We start from the raw sequence: 26,170 nt of genomic DNA on the forward strand, positions 1-26,170 counted from the left end.
CGGGACGACGAGCGGTGGACCGGGGGTCACCACGCCCCCGATCCGCGTCGCGGTGGTGGACGACCAGTCGTTGATCCGCAGCGGCCTGACGATGCTGATCGGCTCCCAGCCGGACCTGCGCGTGGTGGCCGAGGCGGGCGACGGCGTTCAGGCGCTCAGCCTGCTGGCGCGCACCCCCGCCGACGTGGTGCTGATGGACGTGCGGATGCCCCGGCTGGACGGCCTCGAGGCCACCCGGCGGCTGCTCGCCGCACCGCCGCCGGTGCCGCGCGTCGTCATGCTCACGACGTTCGACCTGGACGAGTACGTGCTCGCGGCCATCCGGGTCGGCGCCAGCGGGTTCCTGCTCAAGGACGCCGACCCCGAGCAGCTGCTCGACGCGATCCGCGTGGTGCACCGCGGCGACGCCGTCATCGCCCCGGGCATGACCCGGCGGCTGCTGGACCACGTCGCGCCCCTGCTCGGCGCCCCGCCGGCCGCCCCGGACAGCGACCTCTCCCGGCGCATCGCCGCCCTCTCGGCACGCGAGCACGAGGTGTTCCTGCTGATGGCCGCCGCGCGCTCCAACTCGGAGATCGCCACCGAGCTGTTCCTCTCCGAGACCACGGTGAAGACCCACGTCGCGCACGTGCTCGACAAGCTCGGTGCGCGCGATCGGGTGCAGGCCGCCGTCCTGGCCTACGAGGCCGGCGTGGTCACGCCGGGCGACCGGACCACCGTCATCGACCCACCCCCGGCTCGTCCGGGGGGATGATCCCCGAGGTCCCGAAACCCCACCGGGCCTCAGGGAGAACCCGGACCGCTCACGCCGGGCTCACCCCGAGGAGACCTGCTAGGCCGGGCTGACCCGGATGGAGTGGATCGGTGAGCCCGGCAGCTCGCTGTCGTGGCCGGCGACGAAGCCCACGTCGATGCGGTACCCGTCCGTGGTCAGGTAGCTGTACGTGATCTCCGTGCCCCAGCCGCCGGTCCGGTTGTCCGCGCCGAGCTGCTGTTCCACGTCCGTCGCCGTCTGGTCCCACGTCAGCCCCAGCGGGAGCATGCCGGGATAGGCACGGAAGTTCGTCTCCGCGCCCGGGTAGCCCAGGGCGTTCTCGTCGTTGAAGAGGGTCACGGCCACCACCGCCCCGGCGGCGTCCGGTGTCAGCTGGAACCCCTGCGACTGCACGTTCACGTCGGTGTCCCAGGTGCGGCCGAGCTGCTGCGTGTACGCCTGCAGGTCGGGATCGCTCCACACGTTGCGGCCCAGCGCCCACTGCCAGATCTCACCGGCGGCGACGGGCGTCTCGGTGGTCGGTTCAGGGGTGGGCTGCGGCGGCTCGGGCGTCGGTTCGGGCGTCGGTTCCGGCGGCAGGGTGGTGCTCTCGTCGGGCGACGGGGTGGGGCTGTGGGTCGGCTCGGCGGTGTGCGTCGAGAACGTCGGTGTCGGTGGTGGGGGCGGCGGTGGTCCGTCGCAGGCGGCGAGCAGACCGACGGTGAGAACGGCTGCGGCGGACGTGCTGATCGCGACGAGCTTCCTCATGAGGCCCCCAGCCCTTCGAGCAAGCGCTGCTCCCAGTCTCCTCCGAGCGGCTCCGGGCGGACCCGTCGGTCCTGGATTCACCCGTCCCCGACCCTGAGCGACCTCCGCGCGGCGGGGCTGGAGCTGCCACCCGACGGGCGGTCGACGGCTCGTCCCGGAGGATGAGCGCCGGCTGTGAGGATCGGCCCGCAGGCCGATCCGCCGGGCCCGGCCCCCTCCCTACGTTCGAGCCCATGACCAGCACCTCTGTCCACACGTTCGCGCCGCCGGCGATCAGCGCTCGCGGGCTGTCCAAGACGTTCGGCTCCGGCGAGACCACCGTGCACGCCCTGCGCAGCCTCGACCTCGACATCGAGCGCGGCCGCATCACGGCGATCATGGGCCGTTCCGGCTCCGGCAAGTCGACCCTGCTGCAGATGCTCGCCGGCCTGGACCGGCCGACGTCCGGCAGCGTCCGCCTCGGCGGGGACGACATCACCGGCCTCGGCGACGACGAGCTGACGCGCCTGCGCCGCACCCGGATGGGCTTCGTGTTCCAGGCGTTCAACCTGCTGCCTGCCCTGGACGCGCGAGAGAACATCGAGCTGCCGTTCCGGCTGGCCGGCCGGCAGATCGACCTGAACACCCGCGGCTGGATCGAGCAGCTGATCGAGCGCCTCGGCCTCGGCCCGCGTCTGACCCACCGGCCCTCCGAGCTGTCCGGCGGTCAGCAGCAGCGCGTCGCGATCGCCCGTGCGCTGGCCACCCACCCGGACGTCGTCTTCGCCGACGAGCCGACCGGGGCGCTGGACTCCGCGACCAGCGCGGACGTGCTCGACCTGCTCGCGGCGCTCGCCCGCGAGGAGGGCCAGACGGTGGTGCTGGTGACGCACGACGACGACGCGGCCCGCCGTGCCGAACGTGTGGTGCGCCTGGAGGACGGCCGGATCGAGGACGACGTGCTCAACCCCGTCGCCGTCGGTGCGCAGGTGCGGCGATGACCGCCTGGGCCCTGCGCGAGCTGCGCAGGTCCGCCGGCCGGTACGCGGCCAGCGTGGCGGTGGTGGCGGTGGTGACGGCGTTCGCCGTGCTGCTGATCACCGCGATCGACGCATTCACCGATGCGGCGCGCGCGCAGGGTGCCGACGTCGGCGCCACCAAGGTGATGCTCGCCGTTGTCGGTGCGGTGTTCCTCGGCATCGCCGTGGTGGTCGCCGTGATCGTCGTCTCCAACACGTTCTCCACCATCGCGGCCGGCCGCATCAAGGACATCGCCGTGCTGCGGCTGATCGGCGCGACCGGCAAGCAGGTGCGCCGCACGGCCCTGGTCGACGGGTCGGCCGTCGGGGCGGTCGGCGCCCTGGTCGGCATCGGGTCCGGTCTGGGGATCGGCGCCATCGGCGTCGAGCTGATGCGCTCCTGGGCGCACCTGACGGTGTCGTTCCCCTGGTCGGTGCAGCTGGTCGTGGTGCCGTTCGCCGGGGCGGTCGTCGCCACCGTGCTGGCCGCGATCGTCGGCGTGCGGGAGGTGTCCGGCGTCTCCCCGTCGGAGGCGGCCCGGTCCCTGCCGGACGGCCGGCGCGTCAGCACCACCGTCCGCCGCCGTCGGATCGCCGCCGGCCTGGTGCTCGGGGGCCTGGGCGTGCTGTTCCTGGTCGGCGGCGTGCTCATCGGCTACGCCACCCCGCTCGGGCTCCTCGTCGCCTTCTTCGGCGGCCTGTTCTCGAGCGTCGGCGTGGTGCTCTCCGCGCCGGTGATCCTGCCGCCGCTGGTGTCCGTGCTCGGCCGGCTGGTGCCGCGCGCCGCCTCGCCGCGACTGGCGGCGGCCAACCTGCGGCACGACTCGATCCGGACGTCCCGGACGGTCCTCGCCGTGATGATCGGCGTCACCGTGCTGACCATGTTCCAGGTGGCCGGGCAGATGGCGGTGACGTCGTTCCGCAACTACGCCGGTCCGGCGCAGAACCTGGCCGAGGTGCAGTCGGCCATCCGCGGCATGCTGATCGCGGTCGACGCCTTGACGTCGTTCTCGGTGGTGGTCGCGGTGATCGGCCTGGCCAGCACGTTGGCGATCTCCGTGCTGCAGCGGCGGCGCGAGCTCGGCACCCTCCGCGCCGTCGGCTTCACCGGCGGTCAGGCACGGTCGATGCTGCTCACCGAGAGCCTGCTGGTGGCGGGCACCGGGGCGGTCGGCGGGCTGGTGCTCGGCAGCGTGTACGGGTGGGTCGGCGCCGTGTCGGTGTACGGCAAGCACGCCTCCCGCACGCTCGAGCTCCCGTGGCTGTTCGTGCTGGCGGTCGCCGCGGGCGCGCTGCTGCTCGGCGTGGTGGCGTCCCTGGCCCCCGGCCGCCGCGCCAGCCGCGTCCCGCCGGCGGTGGCGCTGATGGACATCTGACAGGGCGAGACGAGCACTTCGCACCGAGATGAGCAGTCCGGAGTGCTCGTCTGGATGCGAACTGCTCACCTCGGGGCGGTGCGGGGAGGGTGCGGGGGCGACAGGGGGCGCCGCCCGTGCCCGCCCGTGCCCGCCCCTGCCCGCCATGGGCGCACGTCCGCCCGGGTCGGCTCGTGGAGGGACGGCCGGCCCGGGCGGAGGTGGGTGCGCCCGACGAGGTCCGACGACGCCCGACGACGGGTGTGACCAGGGCGTCCGGCGGCGGTGCGTCGGTGGATCAGCAGGTCAGGCGGGCACCAGGTGGCTCGGCAGCACGTCGAAGTGGTCCGGCTCGATGGTGAGGTCCGCCCGGCCGCCGGTCAGCGACCGCAGGTCCAGCACGTACCGGCTCAGCTCCGACTCGGGCACCAGCGCCTCGATCCGCACGGTCCCGTCGTCCAGCGACACGGTGTCCGCGATCCGCCCGCGCCGCGTGGACAGGTCGCCCATCACGTCGCCCTGGACGGACACCGGCACGGTGACCGCGATCCGGCTGACCGGCTCCAGCACCACCGACCCGGCGGCCAGCAGCGCCTCCTTCACACCGAGCGCCGCAGCCGTCCGGAACGCCATGTCGGAGGAGTCCACCGGGTGCGACTTGCCGTCGAACACCTCGACCCGCAGGTCGACGATCGGGTGCCCGTGCGGGCCGCCCGCCGCCATGCCCTCGGTGACGCCGCGGTGCACGGCCGCCATGAAGTTGCGCGGGATCGCGCCGCCCACCACGGAGTCGACGAACTCGTACCCGGTGCCGCGCGGCAGCGGCGAGACCCGCATGTTGACCACGGCGTACTGACCGTGCCCGCCCGACTGCTTCTTGACCTTGCCCTCCACCTCGACGGTGCCGGCGATGGTCTCCTGGTAGCCCACCGGCACGGGCGACGTGGTGACGTTGACGTTGAACACCCGGGAGAGCCGCTCCAGCGCGACCGTCAGGTGCGTGTCGCCGAGGCCGCGCAGCACCGTGCGGTCACCCGTGCGGTCGATCGTCAGCGTCGGGTCCTCGGCCACCAGCCGGGACAGCGCGGCCGAGAGCCGGTCGTCGTCGGACTGCGTCACCGGCTCGAGGGCCAGGCCGTAGACGGCCTGCCGCGACCTCGTCGGACGTGCCCGCAGCGCCGTCCCACCAGGGGCTCCACGTCCGGCGAGCAGCGAGCCCGACGGCGTGCCCGTCAGCTTCGCCACCGCCGCCACCTCACCGGCACGCACCGCGTCCACCGGCAGGTGCTCCTTGCCGCGCAGCCGGAACAGGCCGGGCAGCCGCTCCTCGGCACCGGTGGTGGTGTTGGTCAGCTTGTCGCCGGCATGCACCGTCCCGGACAGGACGCGGAACAGGGTCACCTGCCCGACGAACGGGTCGGCCATGGTCCGGAAGGCGTGCACCAGCACCGGACCCGCGGGGTCGGGGGCGACCTCCACCTCGGTCTCGCCGGCCAGCACCGTCGCCACCGACTCGGTGGGCACCGGGCTGAGCTCGCACACCAGGTCGGCCAGGCGGTCGATGCCCACCTCGGTGATGCCGGAGGCGACCAGCACGGGGAACGCCTCGCACTCGCGCACCTCGTGCGCCAGGGTCTTCTCCAGCTCGGCGACGGACGGCACCTCGCCGCCCAGGTACGCCTCGAGCTGCTCGTCGTCGTGGGAGACGATCTCCTCGGTGACCTCCTCGTGCAGGCGGTGCTCCTCGTCGGCCACCTGCTGCGGGATCGCCTGGTTGTGGTGCCGGCCGTCCGGGTCGTACGCGTAGCCCTCCTCGGCCAGCACGTCGGCGACGCCGGCGAAGCCCGACTCCTCGCCGAGCGGCAGCTCCAGCGGTACCAGCCCGTCGCCGAACGACGCCCGCAGCTCGTCGAGCACGTGGTGGAAGTCGGCGCGGGTCTTGTCCTCCTTGGTGACGACGAACATGCGCGGCACCCCGGCCGCGGCGGCGGCCTGCCACGCGAGGTGGGTGCCGGCCTGCACGCCGTCCACGGCGCTGACCACGATCAGCGCCATGTCGGCGGCCGTCAGCGCGGCGTCCACAGCCCCCGCGAAGTCGAGGTAGCCCGGGGTGTCCAGCAGGGTGAGGTCGTAGGTGTGCCCGTCGTCGGCGGCCCACGTCAGGGGCACGGCCGAGAGGGTCAGGGAGATGCCCCGGGCGATCTCCTCGGGCTCGTGGTCGGAGACGGTCGACCCGTCCTCCACCTTCCCGGGCCTGGTCAGCACGCCGCCGCGGTGCAGCAGCGCTTCGACGAGGGTGGTCTTGCCGGCACCACTGGCGCCGAGCAGCGCCACGGTGCGGACTCTGGGCGACGTTGCCTGGTCCATGTCGTCTCCAACGGTGGAGCGGTTCGTCCGGCCAGGCTAATGAACGAACGCCCCCGGCGACAGGACCGGGGTCCCTGGCGCCGGGGGCGTACGAACGATTGAGCTGTGGGCCGCGGATCAGCCGGCCGCGAGGATGTCGACGACGAAGACGAGCGTCGAGTTGGCGGGGATGCTGCCCTGCGCCTTGTCCCCGTAGCCGAGGTCCGGCGGGATGATCAGCAGCACCTGGCTGCCGACCTTCTGGCCGACCAGGCCCTGGTCCCAGCCCTTGATGACCTGGTTCTGACCGATGGTCAGGCCGGACAGCGGGGTGCCCTTGGTCCAGGAGGAGTCGAACGGCGTGCCGTCCCACAGCCAGCCGGAGTACTGCACCGTGATCGACTGGCCGGAGGCCACCGTCGCGCCGCTGCCCTGGATCAGGGGCTGCACGACGAGGGAGGTCGGGGCGGCCGTCTTGACGGGGGTGAGCGTCGGGGCGCCCTTGTCGTCGAGCTTGACGGTCGGCAGCCCGGCCGGCGGGGTCACCGCGGTGCCCGCGGCGCGCGACGGGACCGTGCCGATGACGTCGATGACACCGACGATCGTCGAGCCGGAGCTGGTCGAGGGCACGGCCATCAGCACGCGGGCACCGACCTTCGAGGTGCTCAGGGCCTTGTAGAGGTCGGCGTTGAGGCCGGTGCTGCTGATCGCGACCGTCTCCGGCGCCGCGCCGTAGCTGCTCTGGCCCTCGGTGCCGTCCGACCCCTGCACCGCCACGCTGTGGAACTGGATGATCATGCCGTCGGCCAGGGCCGCGCCCGTGCCGGCCGAGAGCACCTTGACCACCGGGCCGCTCACGCTGAACGGCTTGGACGGCAGCGTGATGGTGGGCTTGCTGCTGGCGTCGCCGGTGACGGTGATCTTGTCGACGGCGGCGAAGTCGGCGGGGCTGGCCGTGGCGGCACCCGTCGCGGCCGCGCTGGGCGCGGAGGTGGCCGACGGGCTCGCGGTGGACTTCGCCGAGCTGTTGCCGCTGCACGCAGCCAGGCCACCGAGGCCGATGGTGAGGACGAGCGCGGCGGCGACGGCGCTCCGGACGGCTGTGGTGCGACGCACAGAAGGCTCCGGTGGGGGTTGGGTTGGCGCGCCCGGGTCGGGAGCGACCCGTGCACGGTACGCGACCAGCCTGGGAGTCGCCCGGGCCGACCGTCCCTCGGGCCGAGGGCGGGCGGTCTACAGCGGCAGCGCCTGCTCGCGCAGCAGCGCCTCCTCCGAGACGGCCTCGAGCACCTCGTCGGACGGAACGGGCGCCTCGAGGACGGCAGGCGCTGTGCGGGGCGTCGGGACGGCCTGGTCGACCGCCTGCTCGAGCAGTGCGTCGTCCCGCGGCGGTGTGCGCGGGTCCACCAGCCGGCGGCGCTCGTGCTGGTAGGCCCACGTCAGCGGGATCAGCGCGGCTACCCAGGCGAGCGGTGCCGCGAGGCACGCGCCGAGGAAGCCGAGCGGCCCGGTCAGCAGCAGCGCCGCCAGCACGCGGGTGATCAGCTCCATCACGCCCGCCGTCGTCGGGATCACGGTGCGACCCAGCCCCTGCAGGGTGCCGCGCTGCACGAACAGCATGCCGAGCAGCGCGTACGGGATGCCGTTGGACACCAGGTACACCTGCGCCAGCTGCACCACGTGCTCCTGGCCCTGCCCGACGAACAGCCGCACCAGCCACGGCCCGGCCAGGATGTTCACGGCTCCGACGGCGACGGCGAACCCCGCCGACATCAGGCACGTCTGCGCGACGCCCACCCGGATGCGGCTGTACAGCCGGGCGCCGTGGTTCTGCGCGGCGAACGTGGCCATGGCGAGCCCGAACGACTGCAGCGGCGCGATGGCCAGGGCGTCCACCCGGCCGGCGGCGGTGAACGCGGCGACCGCCTGGGCGCCCAGCCGGTTCAGCGCGTACTGCAGCACCAGCGTGCCGAGCGCGATGATCGACATCTGGAAGCCCATCGGCAGGCCGAGCCGCAGCGGCTCGAGCAGCTCGGCGCGGGTCAGCCGGAAGTCCTCACGGTGCAGGTGCAGGATCGGCATCCGCGCGCGGATCAGCCACAGGCACGCCATCACGGACGTCAGCTGGGCGGTGATGGTGGCGAGCGCGGCACCGGCGACGCCCATCCGCAGACCGCTGACGAACGCCCACACCAGCAGCACGTTGAGCACGCAGGACAGCACCAGGAAGACGAGCGGCGTCCGGCTGTCGCCCAGCGCCCGGATGGTGTTCGACAGGAAGTTGAACGCCACCATCGCCGTGCAGCCCCAGAACGTCACCACGATGAAGGTGGTCGCGTCGTGCCGGATCTCCGGCGGCGTCCGCATCACCACCAGCAGCCACGGCGTGATGGTGGTGGCCACGGCGGTCAGCAGCACGGCGGCGGCCGCCGTCAGGATGGCGCCGGCGGCGACCGAGCGGCGCACCCGGCGCTCGTCGCGCGCCCCGAAGGCGTGCGCGGTGGGGACGGCGAAGCCCGACGACATGCCCCACGTGAAGCCCAGCAGCAGGAACTGCAGACCGCCGGTGGAGCCGACGGCCGCGAGCGCGTCGACACCGATGGTGCGGCCGACGACGAAGGCGTCGGCGAAGCCGTAGAGCTGCTGGAACACGTTGCCGATGAGCAGCGGGACGGTGAAGGCGATGATCAGGCGGGCCGGGCGACCGGAGGTCAGGGCAGTGGGCACAGGGGTGCGGCGTTCTACGAGCAGCGGGAAGGGAGGTCGGGGTGGAGACGAGGGACACCCGAATCGATTCGAGCGGAACCGATGTTAACGCTGCCGTGCGCGGCCGGTCACGCCCATTTCCGCATCTGGGACGAGACCTCACCCGCCCCGCGAACCGCTCACAGTCCGGCTCGGTCCGCCTCGGCCTTCGCCGCTGCAGGCGCTACAGCAGCCGCCGCGAGCCCGGCTCCTCGATCCGCAGCCACCGGTACCCGTAGCCGGACAGGGGTAGCTCGACGCGGCCCTTCTCGTCGACCTCCGTCGTCCCCTCGCACAGCAGGTCCACCAGGCACGTGCCCTCCGGCAGGTCGGGGAGCTCGAGGGGCACCACCACGGCCTCCTTGCTGAGGTTGTGCAGGCTGACCATCGACGCGTCGCCCCAGATGGAACGCATCGCCAGCACCGAGTCGTGCGGCTGGTCCAGCATCTCGGCCCGTTGCGTCCAGCCCAGCTCCGGCGCCTCCCGGTACCGGCGGATCAGCGTCTGGATGAACGAGAGCAGCGACTCCGGGTCGCGCCGCTGGTCGGCGACGTTCACGTGCTCCGGTCCGAACGGCCCGTCGGTCACCGGCCGCACCAGCCGCGACGGCGCCACCCGGCTGAAACCGCCGTTCTTCCCGGACGTCCACTGCATGGGGGTGCGGACGGCCCGGCGGTCCTCGGCGGCGAGGTTCTCGCCCATGCCGATCTCCTCGCCGTAGAACAGCACGGGCGTGCCGGGCAGGGCGAAGAGCAGGGAGTACACCATCCGCACGCGGCGGGGGTCGCCGTCGAGCATCGGGGGCAGCCGGCGGCGCAGACCGCGGTCGTACAGCTGCATGTCCTCCTCGGGGCCGAAGGCGTCGAACACCTCCTGGCGCTCCTCGTCGGTCAGCTTGTCGAGCGTGAGCTCGTCGTGGTTGCGCACGAAGGTCGCCCACTGCGAGTCCTTCGGGATCTCCGGCCGGGACTCGAGCGCGGTGCGCAGCGGCCGGGCGTCCTGCCGGGCGAGGGACAGGTACAGGTTCTGCATCACGATGAAGTCGAACTGCAGGTCCAGCTCGCGGCCCTCGACCACGCCCTGGTCGTCGTGGTCGCCGAAGAACAGGCTCTGCTGGTCGTACGGCAGGTTGACCTCGCCCATGAGGATCGAGTCGCCCACCCGGCGGGACAGGAACGCCCGCAGCGCGGTGAGGAACTGGTGCGGGCGGTCGACGTCGTCGTCGGGACGCGACGCGACGTCGGCCAGGAAGAACGGCACCGCGTCGACGCGGAAGCCCGACAGCCCCAGCTGCGCCCAGTACCCCATCACTTTCGCGATCGCGTCCCTGACCTGCGGGTTCGCGGTGTTGAGGTCCGGCTGCTGGTGGTAGAAGTGGTGCCGGTACCACTCGCCGGCCACCTCGTCGTACGTCCAGATCCCCTTCTCCTTGTCGGGGAAGACGACCTCCTTGTGCGTGTCCGGCGGCTCGTCGGACCGCCACACGTAGAAGTCCCGGTACCTGCTGTCCTTGCTGCGGCGGGCCGCCTGGAACCAGGGGTGCTTGTCGGAGGTGTGGTTGACCACCAGGTCGGCGATCACGCGGATGCCGCGGTCCTTGGCGGTGCGCACCAGCTCGACGAAGTCGCCGGCGTCGCCCAGGCGGGGGTCGACGCCGTAGTAGTCGGTGATGTCGTACCCGTCGTCGTAGTCGGTGGTCGGGTAGAAGGGCATCAGCCACAGGCAGGTGACGCCCAGGTCCGCCAGGTGGTCGATGCGCTGCACGGCGCCGGGCAGGTCGCCGTAGCCGTCGTCGTTCCAGTCCATGAACGTCTTGACGTCCAGGCAGTAGATGACGGCGTTCTTCCACCACAGGTCGCCGGTGTCGCGGATCCGCATGAAGTGGTTCATACCGGGTGAAGCGCCGGTGCGCGCGGCGAGCGGGCGGACCTGCAGGTGGCGGGGCGCAGGGCGGAGTCACCCACACCGGCCGGTTCCTCCCGCGTAGCGTCGGGACCGTGGCGTGGCAGCGCCGCAGGTGGGACGACGACGAGGACGCACCATGACTGCACCCCTGGCCTACGCGGTGGTCGGCTCCGGCTGGCGGGGCGAGTTCTTCGTCCGGATGGCGCGGCTGATGCCGGACCGGTTCCGCTGCACGGGCGTGGTGACCCGGTCCGACGAGCGTGCCGAGTGGGTGCGGCGGACGTGGGGCGTGCCGGCGCTGCGCTCGCTCGACGAGATCGACGGGGTCGACGTGGTGGTGGTCGCCACCCCGTGGCCGGTGACGCCGGTGACCATCCGCGCGCTGGTCGACCGTGAGATCCCGGTGCTGGCCGAGACGCCGCCGGCGCCCGACGCCGCCGGGCTGGTGGAGCTGTGGCACCACGTCGGCTCCACCGAGCTGGTGCAGGTGGCCGAGCACAGCGTGTTCATGCCGGCGCACGCCGCCCGGGAGGCCGTGGTCGACTCCGGGTTGATCGGCGAGCCGACCAGCGTCCAGGTGTCCTCGACGCACCTGTACCACGCGATGGGCCTGGTCAGGCGGCTGCTCGGGGTGGCGCCCGGCCCCGCCGTGGTCCGCGCGTCGGCGTTCACCGCGCCGCTGCTGGACCCGGTGAACCGCGACGGCTGGACCGGCGCCGAGTGGCCCGTCGGGGCGCGCACCGTGCTGGCCACCGTCGACCTGGGCGAGAACCGCAGCGCCCTCTACGACTTCACGGACAACCAGTGGCACAACCCGCTGCGCGCCAACCGGATCGTGGTGCGCGGCTCGCTCGGCGAGATCGTGGACGACTCCGTGACCCGCTGGGCGGGGGAGCGGACCGTGGTCACGTCGCCGATCGTCCGTCGGCAGTCCGGCATCGAGCAGAACCTGGACGGGTGGGACACCGAGCACCTGAGCCTGGACGGGCAGGTGCTGTGGCGGAACCCGTTCGAGGGCGCGCGGCTCGCGGACGACGACCTGGCGGTGGCGGGCCTGCTCGCGGCGACCGCCCAGTGGGTGCACGGCACCGGGCCGGCGCCGTACCCGCTGGCCGAGGGCTGCCAGGACCACCTGCTGGGGCTGGCGATCGAGGAGTCCGCGCGGACCGGTGAGGCGGTGCAGGTGCCGGCGGCGCCGTGGGCGGTCGCCTGAGGGGTTGGGCCCCCCGGATCGGCCCGGCCGCTACTTCCCGACGCCGACCGCGATCCCCGCGACCACGTACCGCTGCAGCGACAGGAACACCGCGAACAGCGGCAGCACGCCCAGCACCAGGGTCGGCAGCAGCTGCTCGGGGCTGAGCGTGTGCGTGCCGATGGTGGCGTACACCGCCAGGGTCACCGTCTGCTTCGAGTCGGACGACAGCAGCACCAGCGGCAGGATCAGGTCGTTCCACACCTGCATCACCACGAAGATCGCGAGCGTCGCGGTGGCCGGCTTGAGCAGGGGGAAGACGATGCGGGCGAACGTCCGCAGCAGCCCGGCGCCGTCGACGGCGGCCGCCTCCTCGAGCTCGGCCGGCACGGTGCGCAGGAAGCCCGCGAAGAAGAACACCGCGAACGGCATCGTCGTCGCCGCGTAGGCCAGCACGATGCCGCCGTAGCTGTCGAGCAGGTGCAGCTTCTGCATCACCTCGTACAGCGGGGTGAGCACCACGAAGATCGGGATCGTCAGCCCGGAGACGAACACCTGGTACACCGTCCGGGTCCACCGGCGGGTGTGCCGCACGATCGCCCACGCCGCCAGCGAGGCGGTCAGCACCGTCAGCGCCGCGGTGGCCAGCGTGATCAGCAGCGTGTTCCCGACGCTGCGCAGGTAGTGCATGTTGACGAACGCGGTGCGGTAGTTCTGCCAGTCGGGGGCCGTCGGGAAGGCGAACGGGTTGTCCGGGGCGCTCTGCCCGTGGTGCAGCGAGACGACGACGAGCACGTAGATCGGCGTCAGCACCAGGGCGGCGAACAGCACCAGGACCACCGAGGCGACGCCGTTGCTCAACCGGCGGCGCGTGCGGCGGACCGTCCGGCGGGACGCGGTCGGAGCCTGCTGCTCCGTGGCGGGTGCGGTGAGGGTCGTCATGCGAGGTCGGCCTCCCGCCGGCGCAGCAGGGTCGCCTGGATCACGCCGACCACGACGGTCAGCACGAGCAGCCCGACGGCCAGCGTCGTGCCGTAGGCGAACTGGTAGTTGGCGAAGCTGTTGTTGTAGATGGCCAGGCTCAACGTCTGCGTCGAGTCCTCCGGTGCGCCCTGCGTCATGATGAACGGCAGGTCGAACACCCGCAGCGAGCCGATCACGCTCAGCGTGATGTTGATGGTGAACGAGGGCGCCAGCAGGTGCCAGTCGATGTGCCGGAACCGGCGCCAGCCGCTCGCACCGTCGAGGTTGGCCGCCTCGAGCAGGCTCGGCGAGATCGCCATGTAGTTGGCCAGGTAGATGGTCGCGGTGTACCCGAGGAACATCCAGACGTAGATGGCGGCGATCGCCCAGAGGGCGGTGTGCGGGTCACCGAGCCACACCGGCTCGAACCGATGCAGACCCAGGGCGTCCATCACCACGTTCAGCGGACCGCCGAGCGGCGAGTAGACGTACGACCACAGGTACCCGACGGCGACGAACGCCATCATCGCCGGCAGCAGCAGGCCGGCCCGCACCACGTCGCGCACGCGCTCCTGCCGGAACAGCCAGAACGCGACCAGCAGGGCCAGCGCGTTCTGCACCACGACCACCACGACGGTGTAGGCGAGCGTGTTGGTCAGCGCGCGGCGCACCGTCGGGTCGTGGAGGGCGTGCACGTAGTTGGTCAGACCGACGAAGGCGCCGCCGTTGGGGCCGATCGCGTCGGTGAAGCTCAGCTGGATGCCCCGGACCAGCGGGTACAGCACGAATGCCGTGAAGAGAAGGGCTGCGGGGGCGATGAGCGCCAACGCGGATCGGCCACGGATCTGCATGGGGACCTCCGGGGGTCCGGGGCAGCGCGGCGTACGGCTGCCCCGGACCCGGGTGCTGGTTGCTAGGCGGCGGTCTTCGGGATGGTCTGGTCGAGCTTGGCCAGCAGCGACGAGCTCGACTGGGTCGGGTCGTTGAACAGCGACGTGCCGACCTTCCAGAACTCCTGCTCGTACGTCGGGTAGTGCAGGTACTCGATCGGCGAGACCTGCGAGTGACCGGCGTTGAAGGCGTCGACGTAGGCGGCCGCCTTCGGCATCTGCGGGCTCGGCACGTCCTTGAGCGTGGTGAACGAGTTCTCCGCCGCCAGGTAGCGGCTGTCGTTGGCCGGGTCGGCCATGAACGCGACGTACTTCTCCGCGGCGTCCTTGTGCTTGCTCGCGGCGTTCACGCCCCAGCCCGAGCCGACGAAGGTCACGCCGTTGGGCTTGCTGCCGGCGTCACCGCCGGGGAACGGGTTGAACGAGAAGTCGAACTTGGCGTTCTGCTGGAAGTTCTGCAGCTCCCAGGCGCCCATCACGGTGAACGCCCACTTGCCGGCGGCGAAGTCGGCGTTGCCGGTGTTGAACGGCTCGATGCCGTTCTGCAGCTTGCCGTCCACGGTGCCGTTGGTCAGCAGCTGCTTGATGTGGTCGAACACCGGCGTGAACGTCGGGTTCCACGACGAGCTGCCGGTGTCGTAGCCGGCGCCCCACGTGTCGGGCAGCAGGTTGGCCGCGAGCGCCAGCGTCAGCTGCTCGGAGGTCCAGCCGCCCTGGTTGGCCAGCAGCAGCCCGGGCTGCCCGGCGTCCTTCAGCTTCTGCAGCGCGGCCAGGAAGTCCGGCCACGTCTGCGGGACGTCGGTGATCCCCGCCTTCTTGAGGATGTCGAGGTTCGCGTACAGCCCGATCGGGATGTTCTGCTGCGTGAACGCGTAGGTCTTGCCGTTCACCTGGCCGAACGGTGCGACGTTCGGCAGCAGCTGCGAGACCCACGCCTGCGAGGAGAGGTCCTCGAGGTAGCCCTGCTTCTGCCACTGCTGCACGCGCGTGGGGTTGGTCATCAGCACGTCGGCGTCCGTCTTGGCGGCCAGCCGGGTGTTGTTGTACTGGTCGTACTCGCCGTTGGCGACGTACTTGTAGTCGATCGTGATGTCCGGGTACTTCTTCTGGAAGTCGGCGTTGATCTCGGGGATGCTCGCCAGCTCGGTGCCGCCGCCCTCGAAGCCGACGACCGTCAGGGTCACCTTCCCGGAGCCGGCGGTGGAGCCGGAGCCCGAGCCGCCGCTCGAGCATCCGGCCATGGCCAGTGCGGCGGCCGCAGCCCCGGCCACCAGCAACGACTTGCGCATGTGTCCACTCCTTCGTGTGTGCAACATGGTGGGGGTGATGCCTAGGCGGGGCGCGCTGCGCCCGCCGGGTGTGGGGCCGGTGCGGTCCGCGCCGTGAGCGGGCCGTCCGGCCGGTCCTCGCCGCGCTCGATCGCCGCGGGTCGCGTCTGGATCGTGCGCAGCAGCTCCAGGTCGAACTTCGGCACCCGGTCGAACCGCGCGATGCCGTTCTTCTCCTGGAAGACGTCGGTGAGCTGCGTGAAGCAGTAACCGAACATGTCGGGGTCGTCGAGCAGCCGGTCGACCAGCGCCCGGAAGCGGTCCACCCACTCCTCGACGCTGCGCGGCGCCTCGCCGTAGCCCCACGAGTCGTCGCCGTGCCCGTCGACCTCGGACCACCAGATGCCGCCGAACTCGCTGCAGAAGTACGGCTGCCCGGCGTAGGGCACCGACCACGGGGAGCCGTCGGGCGCGCGGTTGGTGTACGGCCGGCCGATGGCCAGCCCGTCCATCTGGCGGGCGAACGCCGCCGGGTCCTGCTCGTACAGGTGCGAGTCGTAGACGTCGGCACCGGCGACCCGGTGCGCGTAGCCGGAGGTGTCCAGCACGGGGCGGGTCGGGTCGACCGCCTTGGTCAGCAGGTACAGGGCCCGGGTCGCGTCGTCGAGCACGGACAGCCGGGGGCCGATCGTCTCGAACGTCTCGTTCAGCGGGCACCAGCCGACGATCGACGGGTGCGACAGGTCGCGGGTCAGCGCCTCGACCCACTCGGTGACGAACGAGACGGTGGGCACCTGCCGGCCGTCGTCGTCCAGCGCACCCCAGTCCGCGAACTCGCCCCACACCAGGTAGCCGAGCCGGTCGGCGTGGTACAGGTACCGCTCCTCGAACACCTTCTGGTGCAGCCGGGCGCCGTTGAACCCGGCGGCCTGGGCCAGCTCGATGTCGCGCACCAGGTCGGCGTCCGACGGGGCGGTCAGCAGGCCGTCGGGCCAGTAGCCCTGGTCCAGCACCAGCCGCTGGAACACCGGCCGGCCGTTCAGCAGCATCCGGCGGCCGTCGATCGCGACGGACCGCATCCCCGCGTAGCTGTCCAGGGTGTCGACGGGCACGCCGTCGTCGAGCAGCGTGAACCGGACCCGGTACAGGTGCGGGTCCTCCGGCGACCACAGGCGCAGACGGTCGGCCGGCACGTCGAGGGTCAGGCCGGGGGTGATGCGCGACGTGACCTCGACGGCACCGGCCGCGACCAGGCCCTCGTCGTCGTGCAGCTCGACGCGGGCCATCAGCCCGGCGTGCGGGCGCGCGACGGGTAGCTGGAACGTGAAGCTGGACGACGCGAGGTCCGGCACCGTCACCGGCCGCAGCAGGTGGCTGGTCGGGACGGGCTCGAGCCACACCGTCTGCCAGATGCCGGTGGTGCGCGTGTAGAAGGCCTCGTAGTTCTCCGCCCGACGGGACTGCTTGCCCCGTGCCTGGACGGCGTGCCGGTCGTCCTCGACCAGCAGCGAGAGCGTGAACGTCGGGCCGGTCAGGGCGTCCGTCAGGTCGAACGAGAAGGACGTGAAGCCGCCGCGGTGCCGGCCCACCTCGACGTCGTCCACCCAGACGGTCGTGTGGTGGTCCGCCGCGCCGACGTGCAGCAGGACCCGCTGGCCCTGCCACTCCTCGGGGAGGGTCACCTCGCGCTGGTACCGCACGGCGTCGACGAAGTCGGTCCGGCCGATGCCGGACAGCTCCGACTCCCGGGCGAACGGGACGACGATCGTGCCGGCCGGCGACCAGGACGACGGCAGCTGCCCCGAGCCGCCCTCGTCGAACCGCCAGGGGCCGTTGAGGTTGAGCCACTCCTGCCGCACCAGCTGCGGGCGCGGGTACTCGGCCCGGGGCAGCTCGCCCTGGTCGCCGATGCGGCGGCTCGTCGTTTCCCTCGATGCAAACGGCACGTCGAGGAGAGTAGCCAGGGCTTTGCCTCGATGCAAGGACCGTGATGCAACCGCAACCCCACGGCCGCGGGGGCGGGCTCAGGCGGTAGGGGAGCTCTCCCGCACGATCAGTCGGTGCGGGCCCACGAGCACCTCGCCCGGCAGCTCCTCGCCGGACAGCCGGCGCACGATCCGGTCGAGCGCGGTGCGGGCCAGCCACTTCTTGTCGGGGCTGACCGTGGTCAGCGACGGGGTCGCGAACCGGCCGTCCTCGATGTCGTCCCAGCCCACGACGGCGACGTCGTCCGGCACCGAGACATGGGCCTCGTAGAGCGTCCGCAGCGCACCGAGCGCCAACGGGTCCGAGAAGCAGAAGACGGCGTCCGGACGGTCGGGACCGTCCAGCAGCCGGCGCATCGCGGCTGCTCCCTCGGGGCGCCGGAAGCCGCTGACGTACTCGACGATCTCCGGCAGGTCCCGGCCGCCGGCGCGCAGCGCCGCCCGGTACCCCTCGAGGCGCAGGGCGCTCGACCCGTGGGCGGCGCGCTCGGCGCCGATCGCCGCGATGCGCCGTCGTCCCTGCTGGACCAGGTGGTCCACCGCCTCGTACGCGGCCCGGAAGTTGTCGATCATCACCTTGTCGAAACCGGGGAACTCGTCCTCGCCCAGGAACACCAGCGGACCGGCGGAGAAGCCCGCGACGTCGTCGGCGCGCAGCGCGAGGGGGCTGAGCACCAGCGCGTCGAACAGGGAGCCCGTCGACGTGCGGTGCAGCAGGGCGAGCTCCCGCTCGTGGTCCCCGTCCGTCTGGTCCACCACCACCGTGAGGCCGCGCTCGGCGCCGCCCTCGACGAACGCCCTGGTCAGCTCGGCGAAGTACGCGGTGTCGAGCTCCGGCAGCATCAGCCCCACCAGGCCGGAGCGACCCACCTTCAGGCTGCGCGCGAGCTCGCTCGGGCGGTACTCCAGCTCCTCGATGGCGCGGAGCACGCGCTCGCGGGTGTCGGGGGCGACGTGGTCGAACCCGTTCACGACGTTGGACACCGTCCGCACGGACACGTTGGCCGCGCGTGCGACCTCACGGCGCGTCGCCATGACGCCGCCCTCCCCCCGGTCGTCGCCGTGATTGCCTCGAGGCAACCGCTCGCTCGGGATCCTAGCCGCAGGTCCGCGGCCGCGGCCGGTGACCAACGTCCGGACCTCCTCAGGCGGCGTCTCCCTGTGGCAGAGCGCCCGCGGCGGGGTGAGGCTGGTTCATCGACGACCCTCGACGGGAGGAGACGACCATGGCGGTGACCAGCTTCCAGGACCTGCCCCTGGCGGACCGCGACCGCGACTGGGACGGCGACGCCGCCGATCGCCGGGTGCGGAAGTGGGCCGGTGCGGACGACGAGCCCAACGAGAGGTACCGCGACGCGCACGTCTGGTACGACGCCGACGCGAAGGACAACTTCACCGGCTACAAGCTGCTGATCGCGGACGTGGTGGGCGGAAAGCTGCAGGCCGTGCCGCGTGCGGTGTTCGCCGCCGCGGCCGTGATGCAGGGGTCGCGTGGCGGGATCGACGTGCCGGACAAGGACCGCGACCGCATCCGCAGCCACCTGGCCAAGTACTACGCCAAGCTCGACGAGACACCGCCCTGGGACGACTGAGCGGGGGCCCTCACGGCAGTTTCCGTACCGTCGAACTCCCATTGTCGGAATTCCGAGAACGGTCCGGGAATTGCTGCCGCGGCGGTGGTCCGCAGCATTTCTCCGTAGGCTTGACGGTCGAGCGCCCGCCGGGCACGCCGTCGCCCTCGTCGTCGTGCGCACCGCGGGCCACCACCGCCCCGATCGTCTGGAGCCCGTTGTGCCTGCCGCCGTGCCCCCTGCCGACCCGCAGCCGACGGCTGCCGACCGCCGCCGCTGGCGCCGCAACCTCGCCGACGAGCGGGCGGAGGCCGCCGCCTACCGCGACCTCGCGTCGCGCCGCACGGGAGAGGAGCGCGACATCCTGCTCGCCCTCGCGGAGGCCGAGCGGCGTCACGAGGCCCACTGGCTGACGCTGCTCGGCGACGACGTCGGCCGGCCGCAGCGCGGTGACTGGCGCACCCGCACGCTTGGGCTGCTGGCCCGGCGGTTCGGCTCGGTGTTCACCCTCGCCCTCGCGCAGCGCGCCGAGATGCGCTGGGCCGCGGACGCGGACGCCGACGCGACCCCGACGATGGCCGCCGACGAGCGCATCCACGTCGAGGTGATCCGCGGCCTGGCCACGCGTGGTCGCAACGCGATCTCCGGCCGGTTCCGGGCGGCCGTGTTCGGCGCCAACGACGGGCTGGTCAGCAACCTCGCGCTGGTGCTCGGCATCGGCGCCAGCGGGGTGCCGGCCGGCACCGTGCTGCTCGGCGGCCTCACCGGGCTGCTGGCCGGCGCCCTGTCGATGGGCGCGGGGGAGTACGTCTCCGTCCGGTCCCAGCGCGAGCTGCTCGAGGCGTCCCGGCCGGCGGCCGCCGCCGGTGAGGCGCTCCCGATGCTGGACGTGGACGCCAACGAGCTGGCGCTGGTGTACCGGGCGCGCGGCCTGGACGCGGCGGCGGCCGCCGACCGGGCGGCTGTGGTGCTCGGCTCGCTGGACCGCTACCGCGAGCAGCAGGCGCTCGACGCGTCCCTGCTCCGCTCGTCCACGGCCCTGCCCGGCGACGAGGACCACGTGCCGGCCGTCTCCGGCCAGACCCCCGCGCCGCCGACGGACGAGCACGAGACGATCGGCACCGCCTGGGGTGCCGCGGGTGCGAGCTTCTGCTTCTTCTCCGTCGGCGCCGCGATCCCCGTCCTGCCCTACCTGTTGGGGGCCACGGGCCTGCAGGCGGTGCTGTGGTCGGCCGGCCTGGTCGGCATCGCGCTGATCGGCACGGGCTCGGTGGTCGGCGTGCTGTCCGGCGCCTCACCCGTGAAGCGCGCGCTGCGGCAGCTGGCGATCGGCTACGGCGCGGCTGCGGTCACCTACCTGCTCGGCTCGGTGTTCGGCACCTCGACCAGCTGACCCGGGACGGACCGGGTCCGTCCCAGAGCGGCATCTGGCGGCCGGGCCCTCGGGACCTCGCGACGGCGACGCGGCCGCTCGCGCTGGGGGCGAGCCGACGTCCTGGTCAGCCGAGGGGTTGCCTACCATCTGCGGGTGCCCCGCCTGCTGCTCGACGCCACACCTCTGCGCGTCAGCCCGGCGTTCCGGCGGTTGTGGCTCGGGCTGTCGGTGTCCAACCTCGGCGGTCAGCTGACCGTGGTGGCCGTCGGCCTGCAGGTGTACCACCTGACCCGGTCGACCTTCGCCGTCGGCGTGCTGGGGCTGTTCGCGCTGGTGCCGCTCGTGGTGTTCGGGCTGTACGGCGGGGCGATCGCCGACCACGCCGACCGCCGCACGGTCGCCCTCGTCGCCTCGGCCGTCGCGTGGGTGGCGGTGCTCGGGCTCGTCGTGCAGGCCGTCGCGCACAGCACGTCCGTCGGCATCCTCTACGCGCTGGTCGCGCTCGAGTCCGGCGCCGGGGCGGTCAACTCCCCGGCGCGCGGCGCGATCATCCCGCGGCTGCTCGAGCCCCGGCACATGCCCGCGGCCAACGCCTGGCAGACGCTGGGCTGGAACATCGCGCTGACCGTCGGCCCCCTCGTCGGTGCCGGCATGGTGGCGCTCGGTGGGTACGGGCTCGCCTACGGCACCGACGCGGTGCTGTTCACGTTCGCGCTCGCGGCGCTCTACCGGCTGCCGCCCGTGCCGCCCGAGCGGTCGGCCAACGGCCGGCAGCGCGCCGGGCTCGGCTCGGTGCTCGACGGGCTGCGCTACCTGGGCACCCAGCCGAACGTCCGCATGACGTTCCTGGTGGACCTCGCGGCGATGGTGTTCTCGTCCCCGCGCGTGCTGTTCCCGGCGATCGGCGTCGTCTACCTGGGCGGCGGCGCGACGACGACGGGTGCGCTGACCGCCGCGGTCGCCGTCGGCGCCGTGCTGTCCGGACTGCTGTCCGGCGGGCTGGCCCGGGTCCGGTGGCAGGGGCAGACCATCGTCTGGTCCATCACGGTGTGGGGCCTGTCGATCGTGGCGTTCGGGCTGGTGCTGGTGCACGCCGGTCCGCACAGCCCGGCGCAGGTCCTGTGGGGCGCGTTGCTGGCGGTGCTGGTCGCGCTCGCGGTGGCCGGTGCGGCGGACAACACCAGCGCGGTGTTCCGGCAGACGATCCTGCAGACCGCCACGCCGGACGACATGCGGGGGCGCCTGCAGGGCGTTTTCACCGTGGTGGTCGCCGGCGGGCCGCGGCTCGGCGAGCTGGGGCTCGGTGCGGTGTCGTCCCGGATCGGCGAGGGCTGGGCGGCGACGATCGGCGGGGCGGCGTGCCTGGTGGTGCTGTGGCTGCTCGTCGTCGGCCAGCCGCGGTTCTGGCGGTACGACGCGCTGGACCCGCAGCCCTGAGCCAGCGGTCGCGGCTCAGGCGAGGGAGTCGAGCGCCGCGCGCAGGTTCGTCTCGAGCGTGGTGCGGTGCCCGTCCACCCAGTCGCCGGTGTACGCGCGTGGCACCAGCTCCACCCGCATGATCAGCGCGAAGTACAGCCGGTACAGCTCGATCCGGGCACGGACGGCCTGGTCGTCCAGGTCCGGTGCCTCGGCCACCGAGGCGTACCCGGTGAGCAGGCCGGTCGGCACGGGCCCGCGGCCCAGCTGGTCGGCGCCCACCAGCTCGAGCACGGGGTCGCCCCACAGCGCCCGCTCGGGGTCGATCACGCCGACCAGCTCACCGGTCGCGGGGTCCAGGAACAGGTTCCCGGGCCACAGGTCGGTGTGCACCAGCACGGGGGTGCGCACCTGGTCCAGCGTCAGCCGGTGCCGAGCCAGCGTCGCCCGGACCTCGTCGGCCGGCACCGGGACCGCCCACCGCTCGGCATCGCCGAGCGCAGCCTCGACCATCAGCCCGAACGCCTCTGCCCAGGTGCCGGCCCGCAGGGGCGACGCCTCGCCGACGTAACCGAACACCGGCCCCGTCACCTGGTGCAGCCGCCCCATCAGCGCGCCCAGCTCGTGCTGCGCCCGGGCCGCCCGGGGGTCGTCGTCCACCGTCCCCAGCCCGCACTCACCCCACGGCGTGCCGCCCAGCCGACTCGCGACCACCACGTCGCCCGGCCACACCGACCGCGTCATGTCCTCCAGCAGCACGCGCGGGACCGGCACCCCGGGCACGTCCGCCAGCAGCCGGTACACCAGCGCCTCGCTGCGGACCAGGTCGTGCTCGTAGGTGAGCAGGCGGTCCTCGTGGGTCGGCGCCGTCTTCACCACCGCGTCGGAGCCGTCGTCGAACGTCACCAGGAACGTCGTGGCGAACATCCCGCCCGTGAGCCGCTCGGCGCCGACCGCCCGGCCCAGCGGGCTCAGCACCGCCGCCAGCGCCGCGAGCTGGTCGGTCGCCACGTCGCGCTCTCCGTCCACGGCCGGTCAGCCTAGGGCTCGCCGTGCGGCGCCGGGGGCGCCGCGTGATGCTGGACGTCCTGCTCGTCCCCCGACCACCGGAGCCGACCATGACCTCTGCACACTCCAGCGGCCGCTCGACCACCGACCCGGCTGCGGCGCGCATGGCAGCGGGCCTCGAGCACGACGAGCGCCTCGACCCCCTGGTGGACGAGCTCGCACCCGTCGCCCGCGCCGTGGTGGGCAGCGACACCCGGGCGTCGGTGCTGCGCGGCGACCCCTTGGGGCACAAGCTGCACCCGATGCTGACCGACCTGCCGCTCGGCCTGTGGATGTCCGCCACCGCACTCGACCTGGTCGGCGGCCCGTCGGCGCGTCCGGCAGCCCGCCGGCTGGTCGGCCTCGGCCTGCTCGCCACGGGTCCGACGATCGCCGCGGGCCTGGCCGACTGGGAGAACAGCGGCGACCGGGCGCGGCGGGTCGGTGTGGTGCACGCCGGTCTGAACGGTGTCGCCGCGGCGCTGTACGGCTTGTCCTGGCTGGCTCGGCGGCGCGGGCACCAGGGGCTCGGCGTGATGGCGGCGCTGACCGGCGGCGGGGTCGCCGGCGTCAGCGGCTACCTCGGTGGGCACATGTCGTTCGGCATGCGCTCCGACGGCTGATCCGTCCGGCGGCGCCTCAGGCGCCCGGGGGCTCAGGGGTGCCGGCGCGCAGCACGCGGAGCGCGAGCACCGTCGCGACGAGGACCGCCCCGCCGCACGCCACCACCACCAGGTAGGCGGCACGGGCGCCGCCGGCGTCCACCTGCGCCCCGGCGAGCGACGACGCGATCGACACCCCGACGTTCAACGCGGTGCCCACCCAGGTCAGCCCCTCCGTCAGGCGTCCCGGCGGGACGTGCGCCTGCACCAGGCCGTTGCCGGTGATGATCGACGGGGAGATGGTGAACCCGACGGCGAACATCACCGCGGCCAGCGCCCACAGGCTGTCGACCAGGACGAACAGGCACACGCCGACCGCCAGCGCGGCGACGGCCCCCGCGAAGCGCCGGTGCAGCGGTGCCGCCCACGCCCGTGCGCCGTACAGCAGGCCCGCCAGCAGCGACCCGAGCGCGAACGTCGCCAGCACGAACCCGGCGGCGCCCTTGTTGCCGTGCTCGTCGGCGAAGGCGACGGTCGCCACCTCGGTGGCCCCGAACAGGCCGCCCATCGGCACGAACACCACGGCGAGCACCGCCATCGCCGGCAGCCGCAGCACCGTGCCGCGCGCCCGACCCTCGGTGCGCCGCACGGCGGGCGGCTCGGTGGCGCGCTGCGCGCAGAACCACAGCCCGCCGCCCACCACGCCGACGGCCGCCACCACCAGCCCGGCCTCCGGCCGGACGGCCGTCGCCAGCATCGTCACGGTCACCGGCCCCACCACGAACACCAGCTCGTCCAGCGCCGACTCCAACGAGTAGGCGGTGTGCACCGCCCGCCCGTCCCCGGCGAGCACCCACGTCCACCGCGCCCGCACCAGCGACCCGAACGAGCCGCTGCCCGCGCCGATCAGCACGGCGGCCCCGAACAGCCACACCGCAGGTGCCCGCATCGCCGACGCCGCCGCCAGCAGCAGCATCCCGCCGCCGGCCAGCACGGTCGCCGGACGCATCACCCGCGACTGACCGAAGCGGTCCACCCAGCCGCCGAGCACCGGCGCGGCGACCGCCTGGGCGACGATGTACGTCGCGGACACCGCACCGGCCAGCGTGTACGAGCCGTACAGCGAGCTGACGGCCAGCACCACGCCGATGCCCACCATCGACATCGGCAGCCGCGCGACGGCCGCCGCGGCGGAGAAGGTCAGCGCCCCCGGGCGCGACAGGACGTCGCGATACGGGGTGAGCATGCCGCCAGTCTGTCAGCCGGCGCCGACATCCCGTCCGGCGCCGGCTCTGCTCAGCCGGCCAGCGCCGCGGACACCACGTCCTTCGCCTCGGCCTGCACCTGCGCCAGGTGCTCGGCCGACACGAACGACTCGGCGTAGATCTTGTAGACGTCCTCGGTGCCGGACGGCCGCGCCGCGAACCACGCGTCCTTCGTCGTCACCTTCAGGCCGCCGATCGCGGCGTCGTTGCCCGGCGCGCGCGTCAGCCGGTCGGTGATCTCCTGGCCGGCGAGCGTCGTCGCCTTCACCTGCTCGGGGGAGAGCGCCGCCAGCGTCGCCTTCTCCTCGCGGGTCGCGGGGGCGTCGACGCGGGCGTACCAGGACTGCCCGAAGCGCCCGACGAGGTCCGCGTGGTGCTGGCTGGGAGACCTGCCCGTCGTCGCCAGGATCTCCGAGGCCAGCAGCGCGGGCACCATCCCGTCCTTGTCGGTGGTCCACACGGTGCCGTCCATCCGCAGGAACGACGCCCCGGCGGACTCCTCGCCGCCGAAGCCGACGGACCCGTCGATCAGTCCGGGCACGAACCACTTGAACCCGACCGGCACCTCCAGCAGCCGCCGGCCCAGGTCCGCCACCACGCGGTCCATCAGGGAGGACGAGACCACCGTCTTGCCCACCGCGGTGCCGGCCGGCCACCCGGGCCGCCCGCTGCCGTACAGGTAGCTGACCATCACCGCGAGGTAGTGGTTGGGGTTCATCAGCCCGCCGTCCGGCGTGACGATCCCGTGCCGGTCGGAGTCGGCGTCGTTGCCGGTGGCGATGTCGAACGGTGCCGCCATCCCCGCCGCCGGGCTCATGCGCGTGACCAGGGACGCCATCGCGTACGGCGACGAGCAGTCCATGCGGATCTTGCCGTCCCAGTCCAGCGTCATGAAGGCCCACCGCGGGTCCACCGTCGGGTTCACCACCGTCAGGTCCAGCCCGTACCGCTCCCCGATCGCCGCCCAGTACTCCACGGACGCGCCACCGAGCGGGTCGGCACCGATCCGCACGCCGGCGGTCCGGATCGCCTCGAGGTCGATCACGTTGGCCAGGTCGTCGACGTAGCTGGACAGGTAGTCGTGCTTGCGGGTGGTCTCCGCGGCCAGCGCCTGCTCGAGGCTGACGCGCGGCACCGAGCGCCACCCGGAGGCGAGGATCTCGTTGGCACGAGAGGCGATCCAGCCGGTCGCGTCGGAGTCCGCCGGGCCGCCGTGCGGCGGGTTGTACTTGAAGCCGCCGTCGCGCGGCGGGTTGTGCGACGGGGTCACGACGATGCCGTCGGCCAGCCCCGGCCCCTGCGTGCGCACACCGGCCGCCGTGCCGGCGCCGTTGAACAGCAGGATCGCGTGGGACACCGCCGGTGTGGGGGTCCACGAGTCGCGCGCGTCGACCCGCACCTCGACGCCGGCCGCCGCCAGCACCTCGAGCGCGGAGCGCCACGCCGGCTCGGACAGCCCGTGCGTGTCCCGCCCGATGAACAGCGGACCGTCGGTGCCCTGCGCGCGGCGGTACTCGACGATCGCCGCGGTGATCGCGACGATGTGCGCCTCGTTGAAGGCCGTGTCGAGCGACGAGCCGCGGTGCCCGCTGGTGCCGAACACCACCTTCTGGACCGGGTCGGAGGGGTCGGGGACCCTGTCGTAGTAGGCGCCGACCAGGGCGTCCACGTCGATGAGGTCCTCGGGGCGGGCAGGCGTTCCGGCGCGCGGGTCCATGGGGGGA

General features: G+C 73.0%; 21 protein-coding genes. 8 read left to right on the forward strand and 13 right to left on the reverse strand.

Features of this window, described 5'->3' with window-relative positions; genetic code table 11:
* Positions 1 to 40: 40 nt before the first annotated feature.
* The gene (locus N0B34_RS09635) at positions 41 to 754 is read left to right on the forward strand and encodes a response regulator (protein ID WP_263731307.1); all 714 of its coding nucleotides are present in this window, start codon (positions 41 to 43) and stop codon (positions 752 to 754) included.
* Positions 755 to 832: 78 nt separating this feature from the next.
* Here the strand turns inward: N0B34_RS09635 and N0B34_RS09640 are convergent, their stop codons facing one another.
* Positions 833 to 1,522, reverse strand: a complete 690-nt coding sequence (locus N0B34_RS09640; protein ID WP_263731156.1) for a hypothetical protein — start codon at positions 1,520 to 1,522, stop codon at positions 833 to 835.
* A gap of 233 nt (positions 1,523 to 1,755) precedes the next feature.
* Here N0B34_RS09640 and N0B34_RS09645 point away from each other — a divergent pair, with 233 nt between their 5' ends.
* Together N0B34_RS09645 and N0B34_RS09650 are read left to right on the forward strand one after the other, a co-directional pair.
* Complete coding sequence (locus N0B34_RS09645) at positions 1,756 to 2,502, forward strand: ABC transporter ATP-binding protein (protein ID WP_263731157.1); 747 nt, start codon at positions 1,756 to 1,758, stop codon at positions 2,500 to 2,502.
* Positions 2,499 to 3,896, forward strand: a complete 1,398-nt coding sequence (locus N0B34_RS09650; protein WP_263731158.1) for an FtsX-like permease family protein — start codon at positions 2,499 to 2,501, stop codon at positions 3,894 to 3,896. The genes N0B34_RS09645 and N0B34_RS09650 overlap by 4 nt, the downstream gene beginning before the upstream one ends.
* A 285-nt stretch (positions 3,897 to 4,181) precedes the next feature.
* Here N0B34_RS09650 and N0B34_RS09655 read toward each other — a convergent pair whose 3' ends face one another.
* From N0B34_RS09655 to N0B34_RS09670, 4 genes are all read right to left on the reverse strand, one after another.
* Positions 4,182 to 6,242 carry an elongation factor G gene (locus N0B34_RS09655; RefSeq protein ID WP_263731159.1) on the reverse strand — a complete coding sequence of 687 codons (2,061 nt, stop codon included), beginning with the start codon at positions 6,240 to 6,242 and terminating at the stop codon, positions 4,182 to 4,184.
* A 117-nt stretch (positions 6,243 to 6,359) separates the two neighbouring features.
* A complete protein-coding gene (locus tag N0B34_RS09660) occupies positions 6,360 to 7,337 on the reverse strand; it encodes an FKBP-type peptidyl-prolyl cis-trans isomerase (protein ID WP_263731160.1) in 978 nt (325 codons plus the stop codon).
* Positions 7,338 to 7,454: 117 nt separating this feature from the next.
* Positions 7,455 to 8,948, reverse strand: coding sequence for an MATE family efflux transporter (locus N0B34_RS09665; protein WP_263731161.1), 1,494 nt, complete (start codon positions 8,946 to 8,948; stop codon positions 7,455 to 7,457).
* A gap of 202 nt (positions 8,949 to 9,150) precedes the next feature.
* Positions 9,151 to 10,845: an alpha-amylase family protein gene (locus N0B34_RS09670; protein ID WP_263731162.1), complete on the reverse strand. Its 1,695-nt coding sequence runs from the start codon at positions 10,843 to 10,845 to the stop codon at positions 9,151 to 9,153.
* Positions 10,846 to 11,008: 163 nt separating this feature from the next.
* Here N0B34_RS09670 and N0B34_RS09675 point away from each other — a divergent pair, with 163 nt between their 5' ends.
* Positions 11,009 to 12,085, forward strand: coding sequence for a Gfo/Idh/MocA family protein (locus N0B34_RS09675; protein WP_263731163.1), 1,077 nt, complete (start codon positions 11,009 to 11,011; stop codon positions 12,083 to 12,085).
* A gap of 30 nt (positions 12,086 to 12,115) precedes the next feature.
* On the opposite strand, the gene N0B34_RS09680 is transcribed toward N0B34_RS09675, so the two are convergent.
* The 5 genes from N0B34_RS09680 to N0B34_RS09700 form a co-directional block, all read right to left on the reverse strand.
* Positions 12,116 to 13,006, reverse strand: a complete 891-nt coding sequence (locus tag N0B34_RS09680; protein ID WP_263731164.1) for a carbohydrate ABC transporter permease — start codon at positions 13,004 to 13,006, stop codon at positions 12,116 to 12,118.
* Positions 13,003 to 13,878 (reverse strand): carbohydrate ABC transporter permease, encoded by an 876-nt coding sequence (locus tag N0B34_RS09685; RefSeq protein WP_263731165.1) that lies wholly within the window; start codon positions 13,876 to 13,878, stop codon positions 13,003 to 13,005. The genes N0B34_RS09680 and N0B34_RS09685 overlap by 4 nt, the downstream gene beginning before the upstream one ends.
* 62 nt (positions 13,879 to 13,940) lie before the next feature.
* Positions 13,941 to 15,206 (reverse strand): ABC transporter substrate-binding protein, encoded by a 1,266-nt coding sequence (locus N0B34_RS09690; RefSeq protein ID WP_263731166.1) that lies wholly within the window; start codon positions 15,204 to 15,206, stop codon positions 13,941 to 13,943.
* A 41-nt stretch (positions 15,207 to 15,247) separates the two neighbouring features.
* On the reverse strand, positions 15,248 to 17,131 hold the full coding sequence (locus tag N0B34_RS09695; protein ID WP_263731167.1) for a glycoside hydrolase family 2 protein: 1,884 nt from the start codon (positions 17,129 to 17,131) through the stop codon (positions 15,248 to 15,250).
* 78 nt (positions 17,132 to 17,209) lie between these two features.
* Positions 17,210 to 18,205 (reverse strand): LacI family DNA-binding transcriptional regulator, encoded by a 996-nt coding sequence (locus N0B34_RS09700; RefSeq protein ID WP_263731168.1) that lies wholly within the window; start codon positions 18,203 to 18,205, stop codon positions 17,210 to 17,212.
* A gap of 191 nt (positions 18,206 to 18,396) precedes the next feature.
* Between N0B34_RS09700 and N0B34_RS09705 the strand changes: the two genes are divergently transcribed.
* The 3 genes from N0B34_RS09705 (at position 18,397) to N0B34_RS09715 (ending at position 21,553) form a co-directional block, all read left to right on the forward strand.
* Positions 18,397 to 18,762, forward strand: a complete 366-nt coding sequence (locus tag N0B34_RS09705) for a hypothetical protein (protein ID WP_263731169.1) — start codon at positions 18,397 to 18,399, stop codon at positions 18,760 to 18,762.
* Positions 18,763 to 18,973: 211 nt separating this feature from the next.
* A complete protein-coding gene (locus N0B34_RS09710; protein ID WP_263731170.1) occupies positions 18,974 to 20,134 on the forward strand; it encodes a VIT1/CCC1 transporter family protein in 1,161 nt (386 codons plus the stop codon).
* Positions 20,135 to 20,269: 135 nt separating this feature from the next.
* Positions 20,270 to 21,553 (forward strand): MFS transporter, encoded by a 1,284-nt coding sequence (locus N0B34_RS09715; protein WP_263731171.1) that lies wholly within the window; start codon positions 20,270 to 20,272, stop codon positions 21,551 to 21,553.
* A gap of 15 nt (positions 21,554 to 21,568) precedes the next feature.
* Here the strand turns inward: N0B34_RS09715 and N0B34_RS09720 are convergent, their stop codons facing one another.
* Positions 21,569 to 22,561, reverse strand: a complete 993-nt coding sequence (locus tag N0B34_RS09720) for a phosphotransferase family protein (RefSeq protein ID WP_263731172.1) — start codon at positions 22,559 to 22,561, stop codon at positions 21,569 to 21,571.
* A gap of 89 nt (positions 22,562 to 22,650) precedes the next feature.
* Between N0B34_RS09720 and N0B34_RS09725 the strand changes: the two genes are divergently transcribed.
* Complete coding sequence (locus N0B34_RS09725) at positions 22,651 to 23,202, forward strand: DUF2231 domain-containing protein (RefSeq protein WP_263731173.1); 552 nt, start codon at positions 22,651 to 22,653, stop codon at positions 23,200 to 23,202.
* 16 nt (positions 23,203 to 23,218) lie between these two features.
* Here the strand turns inward: N0B34_RS09725 and N0B34_RS09730 are convergent, their stop codons facing one another.
* Together N0B34_RS09730 and pgm are read right to left on the reverse strand one after the other, a co-directional pair.
* Entirely contained in the window at positions 23,219 to 24,427 is a 1,209-nt protein-coding gene (locus N0B34_RS09730; protein WP_263731174.1) for an MFS transporter, read from the reverse strand.
* A 50-nt stretch (positions 24,428 to 24,477) separates the two neighbouring features.
* Positions 24,478 to 26,163: a phosphoglucomutase (alpha-D-glucose-1,6-bisphosphate-dependent) gene (gene pgm / locus N0B34_RS09735; RefSeq protein ID WP_263731175.1), complete on the reverse strand. Its 1,686-nt coding sequence runs from the start codon at positions 26,161 to 26,163 to the stop codon at positions 24,478 to 24,480.
* Positions 26,164 to 26,170 lie beyond the last annotated feature (7 nt).

Origin of the sequence: Cellulomonas sp. SG140 (genome assembly GCF_025770785.1) — a bacterium.
Lineage (GTDB): Bacteria > Actinomycetota > Actinomycetes > Actinomycetales > Cellulomonadaceae > Cellulomonas.

What these genes read in the sequence shown, in the direction of transcription:
- N0B34_RS09680 (WP_263731164.1), bottom strand. Translation starts at nt 13,006, where the DNA reads ATGACGACCCTCACCGCACCCGCCACGGAGCAGCAGGCTCCGACCGCG.
- N0B34_RS09685 (WP_263731165.1), bottom strand. Translation starts at nt 13,878, where the DNA reads ATGCAGATCCGTGGCCGATCCGCGTTGGCGCTCATCGCCCCCGCAGCC.
- N0B34_RS09690 (WP_263731166.1), bottom strand. Translation starts at nt 15,206, where the DNA reads ATGCGCAAGTCGTTGCTGGTGGCCGGGGCTGCGGCCGCCGCACTGGCC.
- N0B34_RS09670 (WP_263731162.1), bottom strand. Translation starts at nt 10,845, where the DNA reads ATGCGGATCCGCGACACCGGCGACCTGTGGTGGAAGAACGCCGTCATC.
- N0B34_RS09640 (WP_263731156.1), bottom strand. Translation starts at nt 1,522, where the DNA reads ATGAGGAAGCTCGTCGCGATCAGCACGTCCGCCGCAGCCGTTCTCACC.
- N0B34_RS09725 (WP_263731173.1), top strand. Translation starts at nt 22,651, where the DNA reads ATGACCTCTGCACACTCCAGCGGCCGCTCGACCACCGACCCGGCTGCG.
- pgm (WP_263731175.1), bottom strand. Translation starts at nt 26,163, where the DNA reads ATGGACCCGCGCGCCGGAACGCCTGCCCGCCCCGAGGACCTCATCGAC.
- N0B34_RS09645 (WP_263731157.1), top strand. Translation starts at nt 1,756, where the DNA reads ATGACCAGCACCTCTGTCCACACGTTCGCGCCGCCGGCGATCAGCGCT.
- N0B34_RS09650 (WP_263731158.1), top strand. Translation starts at nt 2,499, where the DNA reads ATGACCGCCTGGGCCCTGCGCGAGCTGCGCAGGTCCGCCGGCCGGTAC.
- N0B34_RS09705 (WP_263731169.1), top strand. Translation starts at nt 18,397, where the DNA reads ATGGCGGTGACCAGCTTCCAGGACCTGCCCCTGGCGGACCGCGACCGC.
- N0B34_RS09655 (WP_263731159.1), bottom strand. Translation starts at nt 6,242, where the DNA reads ATGGACCAGGCAACGTCGCCCAGAGTCCGCACCGTGGCGCTGCTCGGC.
- N0B34_RS09700 (WP_263731168.1), bottom strand. Translation starts at nt 18,205, where the DNA reads ATGGCGACGCGCCGTGAGGTCGCACGCGCGGCCAACGTGTCCGTGCGG.
- N0B34_RS09730 (WP_263731174.1), bottom strand. Translation starts at nt 24,427, where the DNA reads ATGCTCACCCCGTATCGCGACGTCCTGTCGCGCCCGGGGGCGCTGACC.
- N0B34_RS09675 (WP_263731163.1), top strand. Translation starts at nt 11,009, where the DNA reads ATGACTGCACCCCTGGCCTACGCGGTGGTCGGCTCCGGCTGGCGGGGC.